We start from the raw sequence: 21,966 nt of genomic DNA, 5'->3' as shown, positions 1-21,966 counted from the left end.
GCCGCTCTTTCCTTACAGCGGTGCTAAGTGTTCGGCAATATTTCCCTTTTCATATACCTCGGCAAATTCATCGGCTAGGCGTTCGCTTAAGGCAACAGAGCGGCGCCAATACTGCATCCGCTGCGCCGTATCCAATTGCTTAAAGTCTTCACGGTCGGGCACCTTACTAAAAGGTAACGAAGCCACAAACTCCGCCGAAGGCGCCAATACCAAAGCGTTATCGTAATTGGTGCGTGCACGGCGCCAGGTTAAGGATTTATCAAACCATCCGGGACTCATATGGGGATAAAAATGCGGATACAAGGTTAAACCTGTGGCATGGGATAAAGGCAAATCGAAGTGATAGTCGGTGATGCCACCATCATAGTATTGCCCTGAGGCAACACCCTCAATTTGAGACACAGGAGCAAGCACCAGGGGAATCGATCCCGTCGCTAACATCACAGAATTCATATTGTTTTCGGTGAGCTGCGCCTGTTGGCTGGGTAAATCCGCAAGTTGTCTAAAGGGTGATGCTGCCACTTGCTGACTAAAAACCACCCGCTCGAAATGCCAACCCAAGGTTTTGCGGCTAATAAGGTTGGTCGCGGCCGTTATCGCCAGCCCTGCTGCCAAGGGCAATTTATGGCTAAGGCGATTGATATGTTTAGCCCGGCAGGCAATTAAGTGACTGTGAATGAAGGGATGATTGACTATCTCACGCCCACCCGTCTCGCCGAGAATGCCTTGGACAATACCTTTTACCTGCTCGCTTACTTCCTGCGGTGTCGGTATGGTTTCATACCGCTGGCCAATATAGTAATCCTCTAAACGTCCGTAGGCTTGTAGTGGATCCTGCTGCGCCAAACAGGCTAAACGCCACGCTCCCGACGACGCCCCTAAGGTATAAAGCGGTGTCTTACGCTGCTTAAAAAATTCCGTGAAGAGATACTTATCAAGACCCGCAATCCCTAACCATTTGGGTCCACCGGATGCAGCCAATAGTTGTGTAAAAGCATCGGGATGCAGACCTTGTTCCCTAATAATGTTAAAGGCCGTAGGACCTGCAAGAAAGCGTAATGCGGGCAAAACTTAACTCCTTAAAGTGCCTCAAACCTGAGGTTTCGTGCCATTAAAACACAGCCGCCAAGCGCGATAAACCTTCAACCCACCTAATGGATCTAGATGATTTTATTCACTTAGCCCATCACTTCTCCTATGGCGACATATTCGACTGGCTTTCAAGAATTATCTAGAACAGTAAGCTCTGAGTTAGTTCTTTTCTGTCTAGATGTAACAATTGTTACAGTGATAACCTTCGCCCTATCGAATTGTTACTTTCGTTGGTTCAATGTTTTCGTTCCAGCCTAAAGGTTACTCCACATTGAGAGGTTTTATGCGTCCAGCCGTTATCGCATTAGCAGTATCTTCAACTTTGGTTTTTCCTGTCGTACACGCAGAAGAACAGGCCAGCAGCTTTGAGAAAATTGAAGTCGTCGGCTCGCGGATCGCCCTACGCACCGCAACCGACAGCGTTGCCCCCGTCGATATCATTACCGCGGAGCAACTCGAATCAACCGGTATGACCGAAACCGCTAAGGCACTGCAATTTGCCGCGCCAAGTTACAGTTTCCCCTTCTCATCCGTCACCGATGGCTCAGACGCGGTGCGCCCTGCCAGCTTACGCGGCCTGTCGCCTGATCACACGCTAGTACTGGTAAACGGTAAACGCCGCCATGGTTCGGCGCTGGTGCATTTAAGCGGCACTGTCGGCAAGGGCTCATCTAACGTCGATTTGAACGCTATTCCGATGACATCAATTAAACGCATCGAAATCCTGCGTGACGGCGCCTCGGCACAATACGGCTCAGATGCGATTGCTGGCGTTATCAACGTAGTCTTAAAAGACAACGACCAAGGCGGTAGTGTCTCGGCTCAAGCGGGCCAAACCTATCTGGGAGACGGTGAACAATGGCGCGTAGGAGTGAACCACGGGATCAGCTTAAACAACGACGGTTTTGTGAATATTGGCGTCGAAGCCCACCATAAAGACAGCACCAATCGCGCAGGCTTAGATCCACGTCAACAATATCCTAAGCTGCCAGACGGTTCGGCTGATCCGCGCGAAGCAACTTTCAACCGCAAGAGTCACCAAGTGGGCGACGCCGAATACGATAACTTAGGCTTATTTATCAACGCGGCGCAGCCTTTCTCAAACGACAGCAAACTCTATGCCTTTGGTGGCATTAGCCAGCGTGAAACCAAATCCGGTGCATTTTATCGCCGTGCGCTCGATGCCCGTAACTTGCTCGAACTGTATCCCGACGGCTTTTTACCGCAGATCAATCCTAAGATCATCGATTCATCATTAGTGCTGGGCTATGAGTTCACCCTCGGTGAATGGAATATCGATACCTCAGCGGGCTATGGCGGAAACTCGTTCGAATACAACATTGTCAACACCCTAAATGCATCACTCGGCCCAGATAGCCCGACCGAATTCGATGCCGGCACACTGTCCACCAGCGAAGCAAACCTAAACATCGATGCCTCGCGCTACTATAACTTTGCCAATGACTCTGAGATTTTAGTGGCGACGGGCGTCTCTTGGCGCCAAAACGGTTATCAGATTGAGGCGGGCGAACCGGGTTCTTATATCAATGGCGGTTATGATAACCGTGCAGCGGGCAGCCAAGGCTTCACTGGCTTTACGCCTGAGTCAGAAGTCGATGAAACTCGCGACAATACCGGTGTTTATGTCGAGCTTGAAAACCAATTAACCGCAGAGTTTTATTGGGCGGCAGCGCTGCGTTACGAAAACTATTCAGACTTTGGCGGCAACACCAGCTGGAAGCTCGCGGGCCGTTACGACTTCACCGACCATTTAGCCCTGCGCGGCACAGTGAACACAGGCTTTAGAGCGCCGAGCGTACAACAGTTGTACTTCAGCAATATCTCGACCCTGTTTAATCCTGATCCGACTACCGGCCAGTTAGTGCCAACAGAATCAGGCACTTTCAACACGTTATCGCCAGTGACCAAGGCGCTAGGCATTAACGAGCTCGACCCAGAGCTGTCGCAATCCTTCAGCTTAGGCTTGGTCTACACCAATGATACGGGTCTAGCCCTGACCTTGGATGCCTATCAGATTTCAATCGATGACAGGATTATCCTCTCAAGCTCAGTGACGCCAAACGACTCGCCAGCTGTTGCGGCGGCGCTGGCCAATACCAATGCTGAATCGGCGCGCTTCTTTATTAACGCCGTTGATACCCGTACTCGCGGCGTCGATCTAGTGGTGAGCCAAGATTTTGATCTCGGCAACTGGGGCGATTTACGCGCTAACTTGGCGTACGCCTATAACAAAACTGAAATCCAAGATATTCATTTCCCTGAAATTTTGGACGGACTCGGCCCTAAACTCTTCGATAATATCGAACAAACCCGCATGACCTCGGCCACGCCGCACAATACGGGTAACCTAGGTCTGACCCATGAATTAGGTGACTTTAAGACTAATATTCGCCTCAGCTACTTCGGCGATTACACTGTGGGTTACTCAACGGGTGATGTGAATTACAGCGACCAATGGGTGATGGATTTATCCGTCCGCTACGCCGCAACCGATGCCTTAAGCTTCACCGCTGGCGTGCAAAACTTGTTTGATGTGTATCCTGAAAAACGCCCAGATGACAATAACTTCAATGGTATTTTCGTCTATCCATTAACCAATACACCGTTTGGATTTAATGGGGGATACTACTTCCTCGAGGCCAAGTACACTTACTAAGCCGCAAACAATGAAAACAGGCCATTTATGGCCTGTTTTTTTATGTCTATCGCTTATGTTCTAACGGCGGTGAACTGATTATAATCTTTACAATTCACTCATTTACTTACGCCATATCGAGTACCCCATGATTGTCGATACCTTAGCTAATCGCCATATTTATCAATCACTCAGCCCACGCATTGCCACGGCATTAGCGCATCTTGCCAGCACTGACTTTAGCCAATTGCCCGTTGGCAATTATCCCCTTGATGGCGAAGATATTTTCGTGATAGTCAACGATTACCACACCAAACCACAATCGACCGAACCCTTTGAAGTGCATCAAAAATACATCGATGTGCAGTATGTGGTCAGCGGCGAAGAAGAGTTTGGCTATCTACCATTGGCCGACCAAACCCCATCAAAACCTTATTTCGAAAAGCACGATTACGCCGAGTTCGATTACGAGTCGAATAAAGCCAACGCCTCCTACATTCAACTAAAGGCGGGTATGTTTGCATTATTTTTCCCCGGCGATATGCATATGCCCGGTACGAGTGATACACCGACAGCGGTGCGTAAAGTTGTGATTAAAGTGAAGATCTAAAATCTGAGTCAACAATGCCTAAGTTTTGACAGAAATAGCCGCTTAAGGCGCAGTGATATGCGCTTTGGCTATTTCCGAATCGGGCGAAATATTGTTAAAATTGCCACAAATTTAAAGGAGAGTCCCTGAAATGCCTATGTACGTTGTCGGTCACAAAATCCCCGATTCTGATTCAATCTGCGGTGCTATCGCGTTAGCTTATTTAAAAAACCAAATCGGTGAAGAAGCCGTTGCCACACGTTTAGGTGAGTTATCACCCGAAACCGCTTTCATTCTGGAGCGTTTTGGCTTTGAAGCGCCAGAATACAAAACCAGCTATGCTGGCGAGCAGGTCTACATTGTTGACCACTCAGAGCTGACTCAAGCACCGGACGATATCGCTCAAGCGACTATCGTAGGTATTGTGGATCACCACAAATTAGGCGATCTAACCACTGATACGCCTTTAGAGTGCTGGATCCGCCCTGTTGGTTGCAGCAACACAGTTATTAAGATGATGTACGACTTCCACCAAGTTGCCATCCCTAAAAATATCGCTGGCATTATGATGTGCGCCATCCTGAGCGACACAGTGATCTTCAAATCCCCTACCTGCACCACAGCGGACATTCGCTGTGTTGAAGCCTTAGCTGAAATCGCTGGCGTTGAAGACTTTAAAGCCCTGGGCATGGAAATGTTCAAGGTAAAATCGGCTGTTGAAGGCACGCCAGCCCGTGACCTCGTGATGCGCGACTTTAAAGACTTCAACATGAACGGTAACTTAGTCGGTATCGGCCAGTTAGAAGTAATTGATCTGTCAGTATTTGATGACATCAAAGCCGAGCTTGAAGCCGATATCAAAGCCCTGAAGGTTGAAGGTAACCGTCACAGCGTACTGTTACTGCTGACCGACATTATGAAAGAAGGCTCAGAGCTGTTAGTGGTTTCTGACGATGCCGATCTGGTTAACCGTGCCTACGGCAAAACCCCTGTCGATGGCAAAGTGTGGTTAGACGGCGTATTAAGCCGTAAGAAGCAAGTTGTGCCGCAACTGCAGGCCGCTTTCGCTTAAGCAACCATTAAGTTGTCATACAAAAAAGCCGAACTCAGTTCGGCTTTTTTGTTCCTTCAATTTTGCTACCATAAAATCGGCATGAAACTTTGCTCATAAAGCTATCCGAAACTTAACAGTGCCGAGTAAGATGGGATGATTCATTCTTGTTCCCTGTTTTCATCATGCCAGAAGCTTTACAACACCTAATCACCGAAATGACACCTTGGTTGCAGCAATACGGTTATCTGCTGCTGTTTTTGGCCATTGCCGTTGAGGGATTTGGGATTCCTGCACCGGGACAATCCTTACTGATTGTTGCCAGTTTATTGGCCGCGACTGGGCAAATGTCGCTGCCATTAGTCCTCATCGTTGCCTGCGCCGCCGCCCTGAGTGGCAACAGTTTGGGCTACTTTATCGGTCGCCGCTTCGGTGAGGTATTACTGCGAAAAGGTTGGATAAAGCCGCAGCTTGAGGACAAGATCCACAGTGTGATTGGCCAGTATGGCATTGCAGCTTTAGTACTCAGCCGCTTTGTCGAAGGGCTTAAGCAGTTTATGTTTATTGGCTGCGGCCTAGCCAAGATGCCTTTTAAAACATTCGTGATGGGCAACCTCCTCGCCACCAGCATTTGGGTAACGCTTTTTGGCTTAGGCCCAGTATTAATCCGCGATGAAATCGCCCCAATACTCACGTTTTATCATCAACATAAATACCCGACATGGGCGATCGTTAGTCTGCTTTTAGTCCTTTTACTTCATTTTAGCTGGCGTAAATGGCAGGTTAAAAATCAGTAAAAAGTATATGACAGACGCTGTTTTTTTCAGATAAAGTGAGGCTGCTAGGTTTACCTTCTAAACCAAACGGATAGTGAATAAACAAGGAGCGTAGATGAAATCTTCAGCTTGGGGCGCACTCGCCCTTTTACTGCTTACTCACCCATGCTTAGCATTAACTAAGCATATTTATGGCGATGTACAAGTCACCAATATTAGCCCAAGCAGCGATTTTGTTTGGGAACGCGACAATACACAGCAACCCCAATACCCAATAGAACTCGCGCGTTCGCGCATAGCGGGTTGTACAGTGTTGTCTTTCGACATTTCCGAGAAGGGTGACACTGAAAATATCGAAGTCATCAATTCTGTCCCCAATAATGCGATTGGCAGATATTCAAGGCAAATACTTAAAGAGTGGAAATGGACGCCCACGTCCACAGCAAAAACCGCCGAGAAACGCACTGTCAGATTGGACTTTTGCCTCGGAGAGATTTCTTCCGCTGAGTCAGAAAAACAATGCAAGCAACAAGCACAACTCGCCTGTAGCTAAATTCATCCAGCGTTAATGGCTCTCGGTGCGTAAGCAGGCAATCACATCTCCCGATTTACTCAGTCTTGACCTTAGGTTGAGGCTGAGTTGGTTCATTCGACGGAATCTCGTTAGCAGTATTTTTCTGAGGTTGAAGTTCGGCATTGATTATTGATTGCTTGTCCGTGGACTCAGTTATCTCTTGTTTGGTCTTATCACCAACTTCACTCGGTTTACCCTCCGTCGATTGCGACTGTGTTTGTTTATCGGCTTGTGGTAGCGCAACTGGAGGACTCACCTCACTCGGCGCTTGAGTCTCTTGTAGCTTAGGTTGTTCGCCTTCAGGTAGCGGCTCGACTAACACCACGGGTTCGGCTGGGGTACTGGTTTGTGTATCGTTGGTATTTGTTGCCTCAGAGTCAGGCACCAACGTCGCTAAATCTTCATTCGCAGGGCTTTCAACCGCATGTTTAGGCAGTTGATTTCGATACAAATCAATCATGCCCATCACCTCGGATAGCGCCTTGGCGTGGGCAGGCGTTAAAATACCATTATGCCCAGAGACAATTTCATCGGACACGGCCAGCACCCATACTGCCTGCATATTGGCGTCGGGACAGGTTTGCACACTGCGCCGCGCCTGCAGGCGAGCACGGATTTTCCACCCCGAATGCGGCAAGGTCATCATACAACCGGGAATTTCGTCATGGGCCATTAATGCCGAAGGCATCTTCATCGGGGTCGAACAATTACCGCCAGAACATTTATCGATATCGTGGGTAATAGCCCAAGAGTTCCCCAGTGCCCGTTCGCCGTCCTTGATGTAATTAAAGGCCTCTTTTACCGCAAAATCGCCCTTAGATTGCAGCACCACCATACTCGGTTTTTGCCTATCTAGACTCATCAGAGTATCGAGTGGCTTAAAATCCTGCGCTGGTGCGGCGGGGTTTAGCAGTAAGAAAAGATTTGGATTATCCTGCTCATTATCGATGGCCGCCTTGATTCTGTCTTTACTGGCGTGCAACACCACTAAGCCGCCAAGGCTGTGACCAATCACGGTATAACGCAGTAATTGATGCTCAGCGACTAGCACATCCAGTTTATCCAGCAACTGCGATAGCCCAGTTTGCCCTATACGTTTAGCCACGGCTTTACGCTGTAAAATAGTCGGAAAATCCAGCGGTTCAATCCAACTGGTAGCATCTTCTGAGCCATCGAGCCAGAAGGGATCCAGCTTGTCGCCTCGCCAGCCTATGTATAAACCCAGTAGGTTACGCTGGGAGTCGGATGCCGCCATCTGCTGATAAAACTGCTCGAACGCGACAAAGTTCTCGTCCGTCGGATTTGCACTGTGGTGCCAGCCGTGGACAAAAATCAGTAGCTCGGGAGCCGTGCCATTATTGGGTTGTAAAATCCGCGCCTTGAGCCCTTGCCATTGTCCATCGTTGTGTGGCTGACCTTGATCATTAAATTCAATCACATGCAGATTTTGCGTAGCAATATCAGGGCCGGGAATGTGATAGGCTTGGTCAGGAATAAAAGGAAGTAAAATACCGAGGGACAACAACATTAAAAACAGTAACTTGTACTGAGTAAACTTCTTAAGGCTCATTTATGACAACTAAATTGTGGCCAGACTAGGCCAATATAAACACGCTGCTGAGGCTAACAGCAAAATTGGCCAAATTATACGCTAACCCCAAATTTCCAGCTAGAGCCGACGACGCCTTTTATCATCAAGCTTAGCTCGAGTTAGCGCCAGGTGTCGGGCAGCTTCACTTGACTCCAAAGGTCATCGCACAATGGCGCAGTATGTTGCCACTGACCGCTGCAAATCCATTTCACTAAGGCATCGCCCACCTGTGGATAGGCAATTGGATTTGGCGATGCCGCCTTGAGCCAACGTTTAACCACGCCCGTATCCAGACTCATCATACTGTCACCCGCGCCCAATAATTGGAGCGCTGCCACGTTCGACAACTGTTCAAATTGACCAATCAGCGGCTTGACCAACAACTTTTTCCCTAAGGTCAGTGCCTCGCTCGCCAGCTCAAATCCGGCATTACCAATCACACCGCCGCAAGTCGCTAAGTGCTGTTTAAATCCGTCACGGTTAAAACTATGCCATAGAATATGGTCGGCAAGCGGTGCAGTCGGCTGCTTAGCGTGGTACACCAAGAATTGATAATCCGTAAATGGCTTAAAAAAAGCGGCGATCGCATCCGCCTCTTCGAAGGGTAAATACACCAAAATTTGATGGGTATGTTCAATGGGACTGGCATCGACTTCGACAAAAGGAGGTAAGATCGGAAAACCAAAATGATGCCAATGACACCCCAGTGCCACATCCACCGGCGCAAAGTAGTTGAGTAGTAACTCATTAAACCAAGTGCTCCCCAACTTAGGCACAGGGTGCGTTAAGGCCGCTTGATGGCTTATCCCAATGGAGGGGACGCCTTGACGCCTCGCCGCCCATGCGGATACGGGTTCAAAATCATTCAGTACTAGGTCGTAGCAACTCAAATCTAGTGCTTGAATATCCTTAAGCAACGATAAGGAGCAATTTTGTCTTACCGTTTGCGGCACATTCACCCGCCCAGAGTGGGTTGCAAAGGTCATTCCCGCCTGTACGCGATACTCCCCAAAACACTCCATATCGAAAAAATGCTCAGGCTTACGCCCCGAAAACAAAAAGTCGACTTGAATATTGTGCTCAATTAAGGCTTTTGCCATCACTCGAGCACGACTTAGGTGGCCATTCCCTGTGCCTTGAACTCCGTAGAGTATTCGCATTACTTATCCTTTAACTGTGAATTAAATATTTGTGAATCAAGGAGATATCCAACAAATAAGCGCCTGATTTGGGTTAAATCACGGGATGCACGAGCAGTACAGCACCCGTGCCTAACAGGGCGCCGGCAACAATATCTGAAGGGTAATGCACCCCAAGTGCGATACGTGAAGCACCAATACAGAGCGCCCAGACATAGGCAAAAGGCGCAACCACGGGATACACCTGCGCCACACTCGTGGCCATGACAAAGGCGGCCGCCGTATGGCCAGAAGGTAGACTGAATCGGTCTGAAGGTTCGAATCCATTCTCAAACCCAATCAAGGCGTGGCAGGGCCGAGTGCGGCGAATGCTATTTTTAAGTAATAAGTACAGCGGCAATTCAATCAAAAAACTCGCTAACAGCAGATTGAATAGGTTCTGTCCTTGGGCGTGTGTCAGCATCAACCCGACGGCAAGGTACAGATACACATGCCCATCTCCAGTTGCCGATATCCGCTTCGCCCAGTCATAAACACCGTGACGTTGGCTCAAACCTACAATGCGATAAAACATGCGCTTATCTAAGTCTGTAATGTAACTCAACATAAAACAGGCTCCTTGCTGGCATGCCAGCGAGTATCATGGCGATGTTAATGAGTGCATTCTCTCGACAGCCGTTAGCGTCTGTATGTTTAAACTCACTGTCAGACGACTATTTCACGATAGAACCCCACGCTAAACCCTATGGTGACTTAAACAGATATTGCTTAAGTACTCAGTGTTAAGTTGAGACTAAGAACTGCCGATGACGGCAAAGTGACATCCGGCCTAAAGTTTTATGACACTAGCGCAGAGGAAATGAATCGCGAGGGATGAAGTGATGACAGCAAAGATTAGGGAAAACGTGCGGGGAGATACAGTGCTGCCCAGTTGCTATAAACGGACAACACTGCCAGAAAACCTTCAAGCGATGGCTTGTTCCAACGCTTTGGCGCGGTAAATTTTCGTCAGATGATAGATATTGATACAGGCTACGAAAGCGTTCATACCTGCAACTGGCCAGGCTGAAATAAATACGCCGTAGATAACAAACAGGGTACAGCCGACAAAGTTTAACCATCTTAACCAGATGATGTTCTTCATCATAAGTGAAATTGCCACCATCACTGAGGCAAAATAACCAATAATTTCAATTGTGTTTACAGCTTCCATAGGCACCTCTCGAAGGCCCTCTACCGTCCATAAGCGTACCGGGGGGTCCTTGCCCCTAAAGCAAATTAAGTTAAGTAAGTTAATTTAAACTTGGGATATAATACCAAAACACGCAACAGAGTTGTAATAAAAAACCGTTATTTAATGACCGATATCAAATTTTGAGGACAAACACCTGTTAAGTGACGAAAGTTTACAACAGAAGTGTTAACCTCCAAGTGCAACAATACCGTGATTGATAACACTTTTCTTTTCAGTAATCCCTTTTATACTGGCGTAAACTCGCTAAACTGTACGCAACGCGGATCAATAGGAGTGTAAATATGGAATACAACACCTCAGAACTATGTGACATGTACTTAGATGTCGTAGATGTAGTCGAGCCCATGTTCAGTAACTACGGTGGTTGTAGCTCTTTTGGCGGTTCTATCAGCACAATTAAGTGCTTTGAAGACAACGGCCTAATCACCGAGGTCTTACAAGAAGATGGCCAAGGTAAAGTCTTACTGGTTGACGGTGGTGGCTCATTACGCCGCGCCCTGATCGATGCGTCTATCGCTGAAATCGCAGTCAACAACAACTGGGAAGGCATTATCGTTTACGGTTCAGTACGCGATGTGGATGCTCTGGAAGAATTAGACATCGGCATTCAAGCCCTTGCCTCAATTCCAGTGGGTGCCGATGGCAATTCAGTGGGCGAAGTGGAAATTCCGGTCAACTTTGGCGGCGTGACCTTCCTCCCAGGCGATCATATCTATGCCGATAACACCGGTATTATCCTGTCGCCAGAACCACTCGACATTGAGTAATGACAAATTACCTATCAAGAAAGCCAGCTAAGCTGGCTTTTTTATTGGCTGTTTTTCGCTAAGTCCCATTGAATATTCGTCCTTGGGTACGCCACAATATCCCAGTCCCTATCGATAAGAATACGAATCCATGTCTGAATTTATTCCATTTACTCAAGCCGATATGGCCAGTCTAGTGAGCCCGAGAGCGGGTGAAACCAAAATTGGTCAATGCGTACATTTGGCCAATCACGAACATCCGCTCGAGGCGATACTTGCCACCGCCAAAGCCCACGGGGCTCAATTTGCCATTCTAGGCGTTGGGGAAGATATCGGCCCACGAGCTAACCTAGGTCGAGGCGGTGCCACCGATGCCTTTACCACCAGCATGCGCCAATGGTTGAATTTACAGTCGAATCGTTTTCTTTCGGGCGCCGAATGCCTGATTTTAGGGCAAGTTCATACGGCAGATCTGCAATTACAGGCGCAGGACGGCGAAGGCGCGAGCCTAACCCATCTTCGCCAAGCGGTTGAACAACTCGATGAACGGGTCATTAGCATCGTTAGCGCCATACAAGCAGCAGGACTTGAACCCATACTGATTGGCGGTGGCCACAACAATGCCTATGGTCTGTTAATGGCGACTTCGGCCCATTATCAACGCCAAGTTGCCGCGGTGAATTTAGATCCGCACAGTGATTTTCGCCTACTCGAAGGGCGCCACAGCGGGAACGGCTTTAGTTATGCCGCCGATCGCGGCGCGCTGGGTTATTACCATGTGCTCGGCTTACACGAGCTCAAAAACAGCGAGGCTAATTTACAACAGCTATCTGACTTTGGTGGCACTTGGCATAGCCTGCAACAGATTTGGGTTCGTCGCGAAGTGAGCCTCGCTGAGGCGCTACAGGAGATTGCCGGCAAACTCAATCACACCGCCCTGCCCGTTGGATTAGAGCTCGATGTCGATGCTATTGCAAAAATGCCCAGCAGCGCCTCAACGGCAGCGGGCATTCCGCTGCTGGATGCCGCACACTATATCAGTTACATCGCCAGCCATTGTCCCTGTGCTTATTTGCACTTGGCCGAAGCCGCGCCGAGTTGCCATGAGGCGGGTATTGAAGCCGGGTTTAGAGATGTCGGCCATAGTATCAGCGAGTTAATCTATGCCTATGTACAGGCAAGGCGTCATTTTTTGGCCCAATAGCCTGTTAAGCTTGCGCCCTTTGTGGGCGCTAAGCTATTCACCAAATCCTGATATTGTGGTCTAATGCCAATCCATTTTATCGGGTCGACACACTAAACACTGGTAAAAGCCAAACTCTTTAAGTTAACGCCTTAAGGAGAGTTTACTAGCTCGATCACAGAGTGATAGATCAAAGATTCAGCAAATGCAGGCGATGGCTTACACTCGCCACTAATACTTTGCAAAACAATAGGAATACATTGATGTCTGAGGGTGAATCTAAAAGTACCCACTTTGGTTATAAAACCGTAGAGGCGGATAAAAAGGCCGATCTCGTAGCTGGCGTGTTTCATTCGGTTGCCGCTAAATACGATATCATGAATGACGTTATGTCCTTCGGTATTCACCGTTTTTGGAAGCGTTACACCATTGAAGTCTCTGGTGCTGGCCCTGGCATGAAAGTGCTTGATCTTGCAGGTGGTACTGGCGATTTAACCGCTAAGTTCTCCCATCTGGTGGGTGATAAAGGCGAAGTGGTATTAGCGGATATCAACGATTCTATGCTGAAAGTGGGCCGCACTAAACTGCGTGACCGCGGCATCGTTGGCAATGTGAGCTATGTGCAAGCCAACGCCGAAGCACTGCCCTTCCCCGATAACCACTTCGATATCATCACTATCGCCTTTGGTCTGCGTAACGTGACCGATAAAGACGCGGCGCTGCGTTCAATGAATCGCGTGCTTAAGCCAGGCGGTAAGTTATTAGTGTTGGAGTTTTCTAAGCCGCAACACGAGCTGATGCGCAAAGTCTATGACTTATACAGCTTTAAAGTGCTGCCGAAAATGGGTGAAATCATTACGAAAGACGCCGACAGCTATGAGTATCTAGCCGAGTCGATTCGCATGCACCCAGACCAAGAGACCCTCAAGCAAATGATGGTCGATGCAGGCTTTGAACAGGTCGATTACACCAACATGACCGACGGTATTGTTGCCCTGCACCGCGGTTATAAATTCTAATGATGCCGCAAGAAGTGGTGTTACTTGCCTGCGCCGCCATTGAGACGGGTCTGAAGCAACTTCAGACCCAAGCTGGCGACGCCTATGCACGCCAGCGTCAGTTACATGGCAAAGTCTTTCGCATTCAATTATCACAACTCAGTTGGCCAATTTACTTGGTCTTCGCCAAAGAAATCCAAGTGCTGAGTCGCTATGAAGGCGATGTGGATGTCAGTCTACACGCCGATGCTACAACGCTCTATCGCGTAACTGAAGGTGCAAATCTCACCGAACTTATCAAACAGGATAAGCTCAGCCTCGAAGGTGACCTCAATCTATTACAAAGCTTCAGCCATTATCTGCGTAGCATAGAGTTTGATTTTGCCGAGCCACTGTCGCGTTACTTAGGTGATGGGCCAACCCATAAGCTGCTGAGCACCGGACTGCAGGCCAAAACCTTAGCACTTGAAGTGATGCGTAAGACCCGCTCGCATTTGGGGCAACTCGCTATCGAAGAATATCGCCTTGCGCCACACCGGATTGAACTCATTCATTTTCGCGATCAAATGGATGACTTAGTTGACGACACTCGTGCGCTCGAACAACGGATTGCCAAATTAAGAGATCAAATTAAGCCATGACCCTTGCCAGTATCCGCCGCGGTTATCATGTCATTAAAACCCTACTGCAATATGGGTTAGATGAGGTATTACCGCCAAAGATGACCCCTTGGTACTTTAAACTCGCCCGCAATAGCCTGTTTTGGATCCGCAACAAGCACAAAGGTAAATCTGGCGGTGAGCGTTTAAAGCTAGCGATGCAAGAGCTTGGCCCCGTTTATATTAAGCTCGGGCAAATGCTATCAACCCGCCGTGACTTACTCAGCGATGAATGGGCGACTGAGCTGGCCATGTTGCAGGATAAAGTTCCGCCCTTCGATAGTGCCTTGGCGCGTCAAGCGATTGAAGCCGAACTTAAAGCCCCCATCGAGAGCTACTTCGACGACTTTGACGAAACACCTTTAGCCTCAGCCTCGATTTCACAAGTGCATACCGCCACGCTCAAATCCAACGGTAAGGCCGTGGTCTTAAAAGTGCTGCGCCCGAATGTGGAAGCTAAAATTCAAGCCGATCTATTGTTGATGTCGCAAACGGCTAAGGTCATCGATTATCTCCTCGGTGAAGGGAATCGTCTGCGCCCATCAGAGGTGATTGAAGATTACCGCGTGACAATTTTAGGTGAGCTCAATCTTAAGCTTGAGGCCCTCAATGCCATTAAGCTGCGCAATAACTTCCTCGACTCAGACGCGCTCTATATTCCGTATGTTTACGAAGAGTTTTGCTATCCACGTTTAATGGTGATGGAGCGCATTTACGGTATTCCGGTTTCGGATATCGCTGCGCTGAAGGCACAGGGAACTAACTTTAAACTCTTGGCCGAGCGTGGCGTAGAGCTGTTTTTCACCCAAGTGTTCCGCGATAACTTTTTCCATGCCGATATGCATCCAGGGAATATTTTTATCTCCCGCGACCATCCTGAGAATCCTTATTATATCGGCCTAGATTGCGGCATTATGGGCACACTCAGCGAAGTCGATAAGCGCTATTTAGCGGAAAACTTCCTCGCGTTTTTCAACCGTGATTACCACCGTATCGCGCAGCTGTATATCGAGTCGGGTTGGGTATCGGAAAAAACCGATCTACAAGCTTTTGAACAAGCCATCAAGGTCGTTTGCGAACCCATGTTTAACAAGCCCTTGGATGAAATCTCCTTCGGCCATGTGTTATTAGAACTGTTCCGCACCGCACGCCATTTCGATATCGTTGTGCAGCCTCAGCTCGTGCTGCTCGAGAAGACATTGCTCTATATCGAAGGCTTAGGACGTCAGCTTTACCCGCAACTGGATCTCTGGCAAACGGCGAAACCCTTTTTAGAGCAATGGATGGCCGAGCAAGTGGGTCCTAAAGCCATGTTTAAAAAGGTATCCACAAAACTGCCATATTGGTCTGATAAGCTTCCAGAATTCCCTGAGCTAATCTACGACAACCTTAAATTAGGCAGGAAATTGCTGAGTTCTCAGCAACAAATGCTAGATAAGTATCTGAAATATCAGCAGCAAGCACATAAGAGTAATTACTTACTCATCACTTCTGCAATTTTATTGATCTGCGGCACGTTATTGTTCAATCAAGACGCTACACTGTTGAGTCCTTATTTGTGCCTGATATCAGGTGCAGTATTGTGGATTATCGGATGGCGATCTAGGCCAAAGAATCGTAAATTTTAGCTAGCACTAATTAATCAGAGGTTCATAATAGAACCGTTTTCAATTAAGAGGATACCTTCATGGGTGGCATTAGTATTTGGCAACTTCTTATCATCGCGTTAATCGTTGTCTTATTGTTTGGAACTAAGAAATTACGCTCTTTGGGTGGTGATTTAGGTGGTGCTGTTAAGGGCTTTAAAAACGCTATGTCTTCAGACGAAGATAAAAAAGCGTTAGAAGATGCTGAAGCAGCAAAATCAGTGCAAAATGCGCAACCAACTCAACAGGCGACTGAAAAGAAACCTGAGTCTAACAAAGAACAGGCGTAACTCTTTATGTTTGACGGTATCGGCTTTATGGAGCTGCTGCTGATCGGTGTTTTGGGGCTTGTGGTACTTGGCCCCGAACGTCTACCGGTTGCAGTACGTTCAGTAACCAGTTGGATCCGCGCGATGAAGCGCATGGCCAACTCAGTCAAAGAAGAACTTGAGCAAGAGCTAAAGATCGAGCAGTTGCACGCCGACCTCAAAAAAGCAGAGAGTAAAGGTCTATCGAACCTCTCACCCGAACTGCAAGAGTCGATCGAGCAGTTGAAGCAAGCTGCGCAGTCTGTGAATCGTCCTTACCAAGTGCAAGATATTCCCACACAGGACAACCAGATACTCAATCCTGCGAGCCAAACTGTTTCTACAGAGGCAAGTCCTACGGCTTCCTCCGCCCCTACTAGCGAATCTCATCAGGGCGAGGATACCCGTTCCAACCCGAAAGCTAACGGATAATTCATGTCGCAACAGCAGCCACTTATCAGCCATTTGCTTGAACTCAGGTCCAAGCTGCTTAAATCCATTGCCAGTGTGTTAATTGTGTTCATTTGTAGCGTGTATTGGGCAAATGATATTTACCACTACATGGCAATCCCTTTAATGCAGTCTTTGCCCTTAGGTGGCAGCATGATTGCGACCGATGTCGCCGCGCCTTTCTTCGCCCCTTTCAAACTGACGTTAGTCCTGTCATTTTTTGTGGCAGTTCCCTATGTGCTCTATCAAATTTGGTCTTTTGTTGCACCTGGTTTGTATAAGCATGAAAAACGCTTAGTTATGCCGCTGCTTTTTAGCAGCACTGTATTGTTTTATTTAGGGATTGCCTTTGCGTATTACATTGTATTCCCAGTGGTGTTTGGCTTCTTTGCCAACACAGCTCCCGAGGGCGTGCAGGTAGCAACCGATATCAGCAGTTACCTTGATTTTGTACTGAAATTATTTTTTGCATTCGGCTTATCCTTTGAGATCCCTATTGCCGTTGTCCTGCTGTGCTGGGCGGGCGTAACTACTCCAGAAGATCTTAAGCAAAAACGCCCTTATATTATTGTCGGCGCATTCGTGGTCGGTATGCTGTTAACACCACCGGATGTTATCTCCCAGACTATGCTTGCCGTACCAATGCTGTTATTGTTCGAAGGCGGATTATTTGCGGCTCGTTTTTACAGTAAACCTGATGACGAGTCCGACGAAGAAGAATCAACGAACGACTAATGCCTTAATCGGCATTAGAGGAAAATAATAATAAGGAAACTGGGATGCGTTTTACTCTACTGACTGGTGCAGTGCTGCTAGTATCTGCACAGGCTAATGCCGCGATTGAGCAGCAATTAACTCAATGTGCAGGGATAACGGACAAGCTCGAGCGCTTGGTTTGTTATGACAACCTCGCAGCGAGCATTCAAGCCACCACAGTGACCAATAACAACACGGCACCGATAGCTGTTGCCCCCATTGTCACACCCGCAGCGCCCCCTGCAGCTGTGGCGACGGCAGCTCCTGTTGCAACTGCCGCGACCAATGTCGAAGATAACTTCGGTATGGAAGTTAAACGCGTCCAAGAGAATACAACCGACAAAATTTATCTCAATGTGGAGTCAATAGCAGAAGATGCCTACGGCGCGTTAAAGATTACCTTTACCAATGGCCAAGTTTGGAAACAAACCGAAGGTCGTAAATTCAACTTAAAAGTCGGTGAAAAGGTATTTATCGAAAAAGCCGCGCTTGGCTCTTTCTTAATGGGCACTGAAAGTCGTAATGCTAAGGTGAGGGTAAAGCGCCTAAAATAATGTCATCTTATATAGATATCGCTGTCAACTTGCTTGGCAGCGCACTCGAACCAGACATAGCGCAAATCGTACAAGCAGCGGCGGACCAAGGGGTTTCGCCGTTAATTGTTATTGGCAGTGATTTAACTGAAAGCGCTGCCGCCATTCAATTATGCCAACAGTATCCTAACCAGCTTTATTGCACCGCAGGCGTACATCCCCACCATGCTAGTGAATGGCAAGCAGACTCCAAACAGATACAAACCAAGCTTTGCCAAGCGCCACAAGTGGTTGCTGTGGGCGAATGTGGACTAGACTACAATCGGGACTTCTCCCCTCGCCCGGCCCAGCGCCAAGCGTTTATCGACCAACTCGAGCTCGCAATTGAACTCAAAAAACCGGTACTCATGCATGAGCGAGATGCCCACGTTGATTTTTTGAGTATTGTTAAAGAATACCGCCCCCATCTCAGCGGCGCATTATTGCACTGCTTTACTGGCACACGTGCTCAGATGGAAGCCTATATCGAGCTCGATCTACATTTAGGCATTACAGGATGGGTATGTGATGAAAGACGCGGCCAGGAACTTGCCGAGCTCGTTCCATTTATTCCCAAAGAGCGTTTATTGATTGAGACGGACAGCCCTTACCTGCTGCCACGCAGTATGAGGCCCAAACCTAAGTCCAGTAAAAATAAACCCGAGTACTTGCCCTATATTGCGCAATATATTGCTAATTTGCGGGGTGAAAATGCGGCTGAATTTGCCAAACAGTGCTATCAAAATAGCCTAGCCTTTTTTAATTTGAGTCAAGCGAATGGCTAAGCTCGTCAGTTTATTGGTATTGTTACTCGGAATGCTCATATCATTTGGCAGCTTTGCCAATACGATGAGCATTGATGAGCACACGCCTACACCACTTAACCTAACCCCGTGGTTGATGGTGACGCACTCCAATCCCAATAGTCAGCTAGACGATATTCAAGCCATACCCAAGACTCAATGGCACAAGTTTACCAGTGGTGATATTCAACGCCTTAGCCAACATGATTTTTGGCTTCGCGTAAATCTGACGAGTAGAGATGAGAGTCTTGCGCGCATTCTCGCCCTCGATAATCCCTTGCTCGATAAAATCACTCTTTATCATGTTGTGGATAATCAACTCAATAACACCACATTTATGGGAGATACGTTCCCGTACAAGCAACGTCCACTACTGAGTAATATTTTTCTATACCCTTTTAAAATAAATGCCAATGAGCAGCATACCTTTTATCTGCATATAGAGACTGAAGGTAATGCCGCCATCCCCCTCAATCTATGGTCCGCTAATGATTTAGCTCAAATTGCCGAATCGACTGCCGTTGAACATGGCTTTCAGCTCGGCGTGCTCGCCGCGATAGGGATTTTCAGTCTATTTATCGCCTTGGCCTCAGGTTCATTCAGCTATAGCTATTACTCAGGTTATGTCCTGTGCATGACGCTATTAGTGGCCACGATCAATGGCTATGCATTCCGTTTTCTCTGGCCAAATTGGCCTGCATTACAGCAACTGATGGTTCCCGTGCTGTTACCTCTGGTGATGGCCTTTGCCTTAATGTTCACCGAGAAAATCCTGCAACTGAAATACTATAACCGTCGTATGTTATTGATATGTCGTTATAGTGCTGTTTACATACTTTTGGTCGGCTTATTCGTGCCTTTTATCCGCTATGGTACAGCACTTTATATCGAGATTATTTCTGTAGCGATACTCAGTATTATTTTGATGGTACTTGCGGTTGTCCAAGCGTTTAACGGTCAAAAGCTGGCAAAGCTCTATACCATAGGCTGGGTGAGTATGCTTACCGGCGCCTGCATCAGCAGCCTCCTCTATTTGAGTGTTATCGAGTTCAATATCAAGCCGCAAACGCCGGTGATGCTTGGGCTCACCTTCGAAATCATCTTTATGTCGCTGGTACTCGCCATCCGCTATAACGATGAGCGTAAATCTAAGCTCCGCATTCAACAAGAGGCCCTCAAGCAAGCGCAAAAGATCCGTAGTGCCCGTGAGGAAGCCTTAAAAGTGGAAGCGGAAACCAATGAAAGACTCGAACAGATGGTGCAGGAGCGCACATTAGAACTTGAGATCACCCTGCGCGAATTGCATGAAGTTAACCAAAAACTTACCGAACAGAGCACTATCGATAGCTTAACCGGAGTGAAAAACCGCAGCGCCTTCGATAAACGACTGCTAGCCGAAAGTAGAATCAGCCGTCGCCAAGAGACCCCCATCGCCTTACTGATGCTTGATATCGACCGCTTTAAATCGATTAACGATCAATTCGGCCACCTAGCTGGGGATCAGGCCTTAAAAGTGATAGCGACAACCTTGCAGCAACATTTAAAACGACCAACCGATCTAGTATCACGTTTTGGTGGTGAAGAATTTGCTATTATTCTCCCCAATACGACTGCGGACGGCGCCATTCAAGTCGCTGAAAGCATAAGAGATGCAGTGACTAGCATCGGCCTAGAATGGGAAGGAAAGCCCATTCCCTTGACCGTGAGTATCGGTGTCAGTGCCGACGTGATCAGTAACGACCAACACAGTACCGAATTATTAGAGCAAGCCGACAAGGCGCTCTATCAGGCAAAAAATAGCGGACGCAATCAAGTCAAATTGTATGCGCCAGCACAAACAGAACCTACTTAGGAGTCTAATGTGAACATCATTACCAGTGCCTTCCCTCAGCGCAGAATGCGCCGCATGCGTAAACATGACTTTAGCCGTCGTCTGATGGCTGAAAACCATCTAACAGTCAATGATTTGATCTATCCCATGTTTGTGCTTGAAGGCACCAATCGCAGTGAAAAAGTTGCCTCTATGCCAGGGGTTGAGCGCTACTCTATCGACTTACTGTTAAAAGAAGCCGAAGAGCTAGTCGAACTCGGGATTCCGTTAATTGCCCTGTTCCCTGTTACGCCAGCAGAGAAGAAATCGCTGATGGCAGAAGAAGCCTACAATGCCGAAGCTTTAGTGCAACGCGCCGTACGTGAACTGAAAAAGGCCTTCCCACAGCTGGGTATCATGACTGACGTAGCCTTAGATCCTTTCACCACCCACGGCCAAGACGGCATTATCGATGAAACAGGCTACATCCTGAATGACATCACCACAGAGATCTTAGTGAAACAAGCCCTATCCCACGCCGAAGCGGGCGCAGATATTGTTGCCCCATCGGACATGATGGATGGTCGTATTGGTGCGATTCGCCAAGCGCTGGAAGCCGCAGGCCATGTAAACACTCAAATCATGGCCTATTCAGCCAAATACTCCTCAAGCTACTACGGCCCATTCCGCGATGCCGTCGGCTCAGCAGGCAACCTAAAAGGTGGCAATAAGCATAGCTATCAAATGGATCCGGCCAATAGCGATGAAGCTCTGCATGAAGTTGCGCTAGATATCCAAGAAGGCGCAGATATGGTAATGGTGAAACCCGGTATGCCTTACCTAGATATCGTTCACCGCGTAAAAACCGAATTAGCCGTACCCACTTTCGCTTACCAAGTGAGTGGTGAATATGCCATGCATATGGCGGCCATTCAAAATGGTTGGTTAGCGGAAAAGGCCATCGTCATGGAATCGCTGCTATGCTTCAAACGCGCTGGCGCCGATGGCATCCTTACCTACTTTGCCAAACGTGCAGCACAGTGGCTAAAAGAAGCTAAATAATCGGGCTTAGAAACCAATTCTAAGTATAAAGGGCAGCGATACGCTGCCTTTTTATTGGTCCGAACAAAGCACTTGCTGGATCAAATCGATGCACAGTTAATAAATATAGTTGAACATAGTCTTCGCAGAGGCGAATAAAAGGAAGGAATAGAACGTTGAAATGGCAAACGCCAAAAGCAAAAAAGCCAGCTTATTCAGCTGGCTTCATTGTTTAATTAGGCGCTTGGCGATGACCTACTCTCACATGGGG

General features: G+C 47.9%; 22 protein-coding genes. 17 read left to right on the top strand and 5 right to left on the bottom strand.

Annotated features, from left to right (window positions below):
* Positions 1 to 12: 12 nt before the first annotated feature.
* Positions 13 to 1,068, bottom strand: a complete 1,056-nt coding sequence (locus SHD_RS09330; RefSeq protein WP_023266877.1) for a hypothetical protein — start codon at positions 1,066 to 1,068, stop codon at positions 13 to 15.
* Between the two features lie 307 nt (positions 1,069 to 1,375).
* Here SHD_RS09330 and SHD_RS09325 point away from each other — a divergent pair, with 307 nt between their 5' ends.
* The 5 genes from SHD_RS09325 (at position 1,376) to SHD_RS09305 (ending at position 6,717) form a co-directional block, all read left to right on the top strand.
* Positions 1,376 to 3,769: a TonB-dependent receptor plug domain-containing protein gene (locus SHD_RS09325; RefSeq protein WP_039978021.1), complete on the top strand. Its 2,394-nt coding sequence runs from the start codon at positions 1,376 to 1,378 to the stop codon at positions 3,767 to 3,769.
* Between the two features lie 127 nt (positions 3,770 to 3,896).
* A complete protein-coding gene (locus SHD_RS09320; RefSeq protein WP_011624946.1) occupies positions 3,897 to 4,358 on the top strand; it encodes a YhcH/YjgK/YiaL family protein in 462 nt (153 codons plus the stop codon).
* Positions 4,359 to 4,488: 130 nt separating this feature from the next.
* On the top strand, positions 4,489 to 5,409 hold the full coding sequence (locus SHD_RS09315; RefSeq protein WP_039978019.1) for a manganese-dependent inorganic pyrophosphatase: 921 nt from the start codon (positions 4,489 to 4,491) through the stop codon (positions 5,407 to 5,409).
* A 164-nt stretch (positions 5,410 to 5,573) separates the two neighbouring features.
* On the top strand, positions 5,574 to 6,185 hold the full coding sequence (locus SHD_RS09310) for a DedA family protein (RefSeq protein ID WP_023266874.1): 612 nt from the start codon (positions 5,574 to 5,576) through the stop codon (positions 6,183 to 6,185).
* Between the two features lie 94 nt (positions 6,186 to 6,279).
* Entirely contained in the window at positions 6,280 to 6,717 is a 438-nt protein-coding gene (locus SHD_RS09305; RefSeq protein ID WP_023266873.1) for an energy transducer TonB, read from the top strand.
* A gap of 55 nt (positions 6,718 to 6,772) precedes the next feature.
* Here SHD_RS09305 and SHD_RS09300 read toward each other — a convergent pair whose 3' ends face one another.
* The 4 genes from SHD_RS09300 to SHD_RS09285 form a co-directional block, all read right to left on the bottom strand.
* Positions 6,773 to 8,308, bottom strand: coding sequence for an alpha/beta hydrolase (locus SHD_RS09300; protein WP_023266872.1), 1,536 nt, complete (start codon positions 8,306 to 8,308; stop codon positions 6,773 to 6,775).
* Positions 8,309 to 8,448: 140 nt separating this feature from the next.
* Entirely contained in the window at positions 8,449 to 9,489 is a 1,041-nt protein-coding gene (locus SHD_RS09295; protein WP_039978017.1) for an MJ1255/VC2487 family glycosyltransferase, read from the bottom strand.
* A gap of 73 nt (positions 9,490 to 9,562) precedes the next feature.
* A complete protein-coding gene (locus SHD_RS09290; RefSeq protein ID WP_023266870.1) occupies positions 9,563 to 10,075 on the bottom strand; it encodes a phosphatase PAP2 family protein in 513 nt (170 codons plus the stop codon).
* Positions 10,076 to 10,432: 357 nt separating this feature from the next.
* Positions 10,433 to 10,681 (bottom strand): YgjV family protein, encoded by a 249-nt coding sequence (locus SHD_RS09285; protein WP_023266869.1) that lies wholly within the window; start codon positions 10,679 to 10,681, stop codon positions 10,433 to 10,435.
* A gap of 323 nt (positions 10,682 to 11,004) precedes the next feature.
* Here SHD_RS09285 and rraA point away from each other — a divergent pair, with 323 nt between their 5' ends.
* From rraA to hemB, 12 genes are all read left to right on the top strand, one after another.
* Entirely contained in the window at positions 11,005 to 11,490 is a 486-nt protein-coding gene (gene rraA, locus SHD_RS09280) for a ribonuclease E activity regulator RraA (protein ID WP_011624278.1), read from the top strand.
* A gap of 130 nt (positions 11,491 to 11,620) precedes the next feature.
* Positions 11,621 to 12,673, top strand: a complete 1,053-nt coding sequence (locus SHD_RS09275; RefSeq protein ID WP_023266868.1) for a formimidoylglutamase — start codon at positions 11,621 to 11,623, stop codon at positions 12,671 to 12,673.
* A 242-nt stretch (positions 12,674 to 12,915) separates the two neighbouring features.
* Positions 12,916 to 13,671: a bifunctional demethylmenaquinone methyltransferase/2-methoxy-6-polyprenyl-1,4-benzoquinol methylase UbiE gene (ubiE, locus tag SHD_RS09270; protein ID WP_023266867.1), complete on the top strand. Its 756-nt coding sequence runs from the start codon at positions 12,916 to 12,918 to the stop codon at positions 13,669 to 13,671.
* Positions 13,671 to 14,291, top strand: a complete 621-nt coding sequence (locus SHD_RS09265; RefSeq protein WP_023266866.1) for a ubiquinone biosynthesis accessory factor UbiJ — start codon at positions 13,671 to 13,673, stop codon at positions 14,289 to 14,291. The genes ubiE and SHD_RS09265 overlap by 1 nt, the downstream gene beginning before the upstream one ends.
* A complete protein-coding gene (gene ubiB / locus SHD_RS09260) occupies positions 14,288 to 15,937 on the top strand; it encodes a ubiquinone biosynthesis regulatory protein kinase UbiB (RefSeq protein WP_023266865.1) in 1,650 nt (549 codons plus the stop codon). The genes SHD_RS09265 and ubiB overlap by 4 nt, the downstream gene beginning before the upstream one ends.
* A gap of 59 nt (positions 15,938 to 15,996) precedes the next feature.
* Positions 15,997 to 16,245 (top strand): Sec-independent protein translocase subunit TatA, encoded by a 249-nt coding sequence (tatA, locus tag SHD_RS09255; protein WP_023266864.1) that lies wholly within the window; start codon positions 15,997 to 15,999, stop codon positions 16,243 to 16,245.
* Between the two features lie 6 nt (positions 16,246 to 16,251).
* Positions 16,252 to 16,695 (top strand): Sec-independent protein translocase protein TatB, encoded by a 444-nt coding sequence (tatB, locus tag SHD_RS09250; RefSeq protein WP_023266863.1) that lies wholly within the window; start codon positions 16,252 to 16,254, stop codon positions 16,693 to 16,695.
* Between the two features lie 3 nt (positions 16,696 to 16,698).
* A complete protein-coding gene (tatC, locus tag SHD_RS09245; RefSeq protein WP_023266862.1) occupies positions 16,699 to 17,448 on the top strand; it encodes a twin-arginine translocase subunit TatC in 750 nt (249 codons plus the stop codon).
* Between the two features lie 44 nt (positions 17,449 to 17,492).
* Positions 17,493 to 18,023: a hypothetical protein gene (locus SHD_RS09240; protein WP_023266861.1), complete on the top strand. Its 531-nt coding sequence runs from the start codon at positions 17,493 to 17,495 to the stop codon at positions 18,021 to 18,023.
* A complete protein-coding gene (locus tag SHD_RS09235) occupies positions 18,023 to 18,826 on the top strand; it encodes a TatD family hydrolase (RefSeq protein WP_023266860.1) in 804 nt (267 codons plus the stop codon). Before SHD_RS09240 ends, SHD_RS09235 begins: the two co-directional genes overlap by 1 nt.
* On the top strand, positions 18,819 to 20,696 hold the full coding sequence (locus SHD_RS09230; protein WP_023266859.1) for a sensor domain-containing diguanylate cyclase: 1,878 nt from the start codon (positions 18,819 to 18,821) through the stop codon (positions 20,694 to 20,696). The genes SHD_RS09235 and SHD_RS09230 overlap by 8 nt, the downstream gene beginning before the upstream one ends.
* A 9-nt stretch (positions 20,697 to 20,705) precedes the next feature.
* On the top strand, positions 20,706 to 21,716 hold the full coding sequence (gene hemB, locus SHD_RS09225; protein ID WP_039978014.1) for a porphobilinogen synthase: 1,011 nt from the start codon (positions 20,706 to 20,708) through the stop codon (positions 21,714 to 21,716).
* The last annotated feature ends 250 nt before the right edge of the window (positions 21,717 to 21,966 follow it).

This window comes from Shewanella decolorationis S12 (assembly GCF_000485795.1).
GTDB lineage: Bacteria > Pseudomonadota > Gammaproteobacteria > Enterobacterales > Shewanellaceae > Shewanella > Shewanella decolorationis.
The sequence above is the reverse complement of the archived record's forward strand: the minus strand, read 5'-3'. Positions and strand labels throughout refer to the sequence as shown.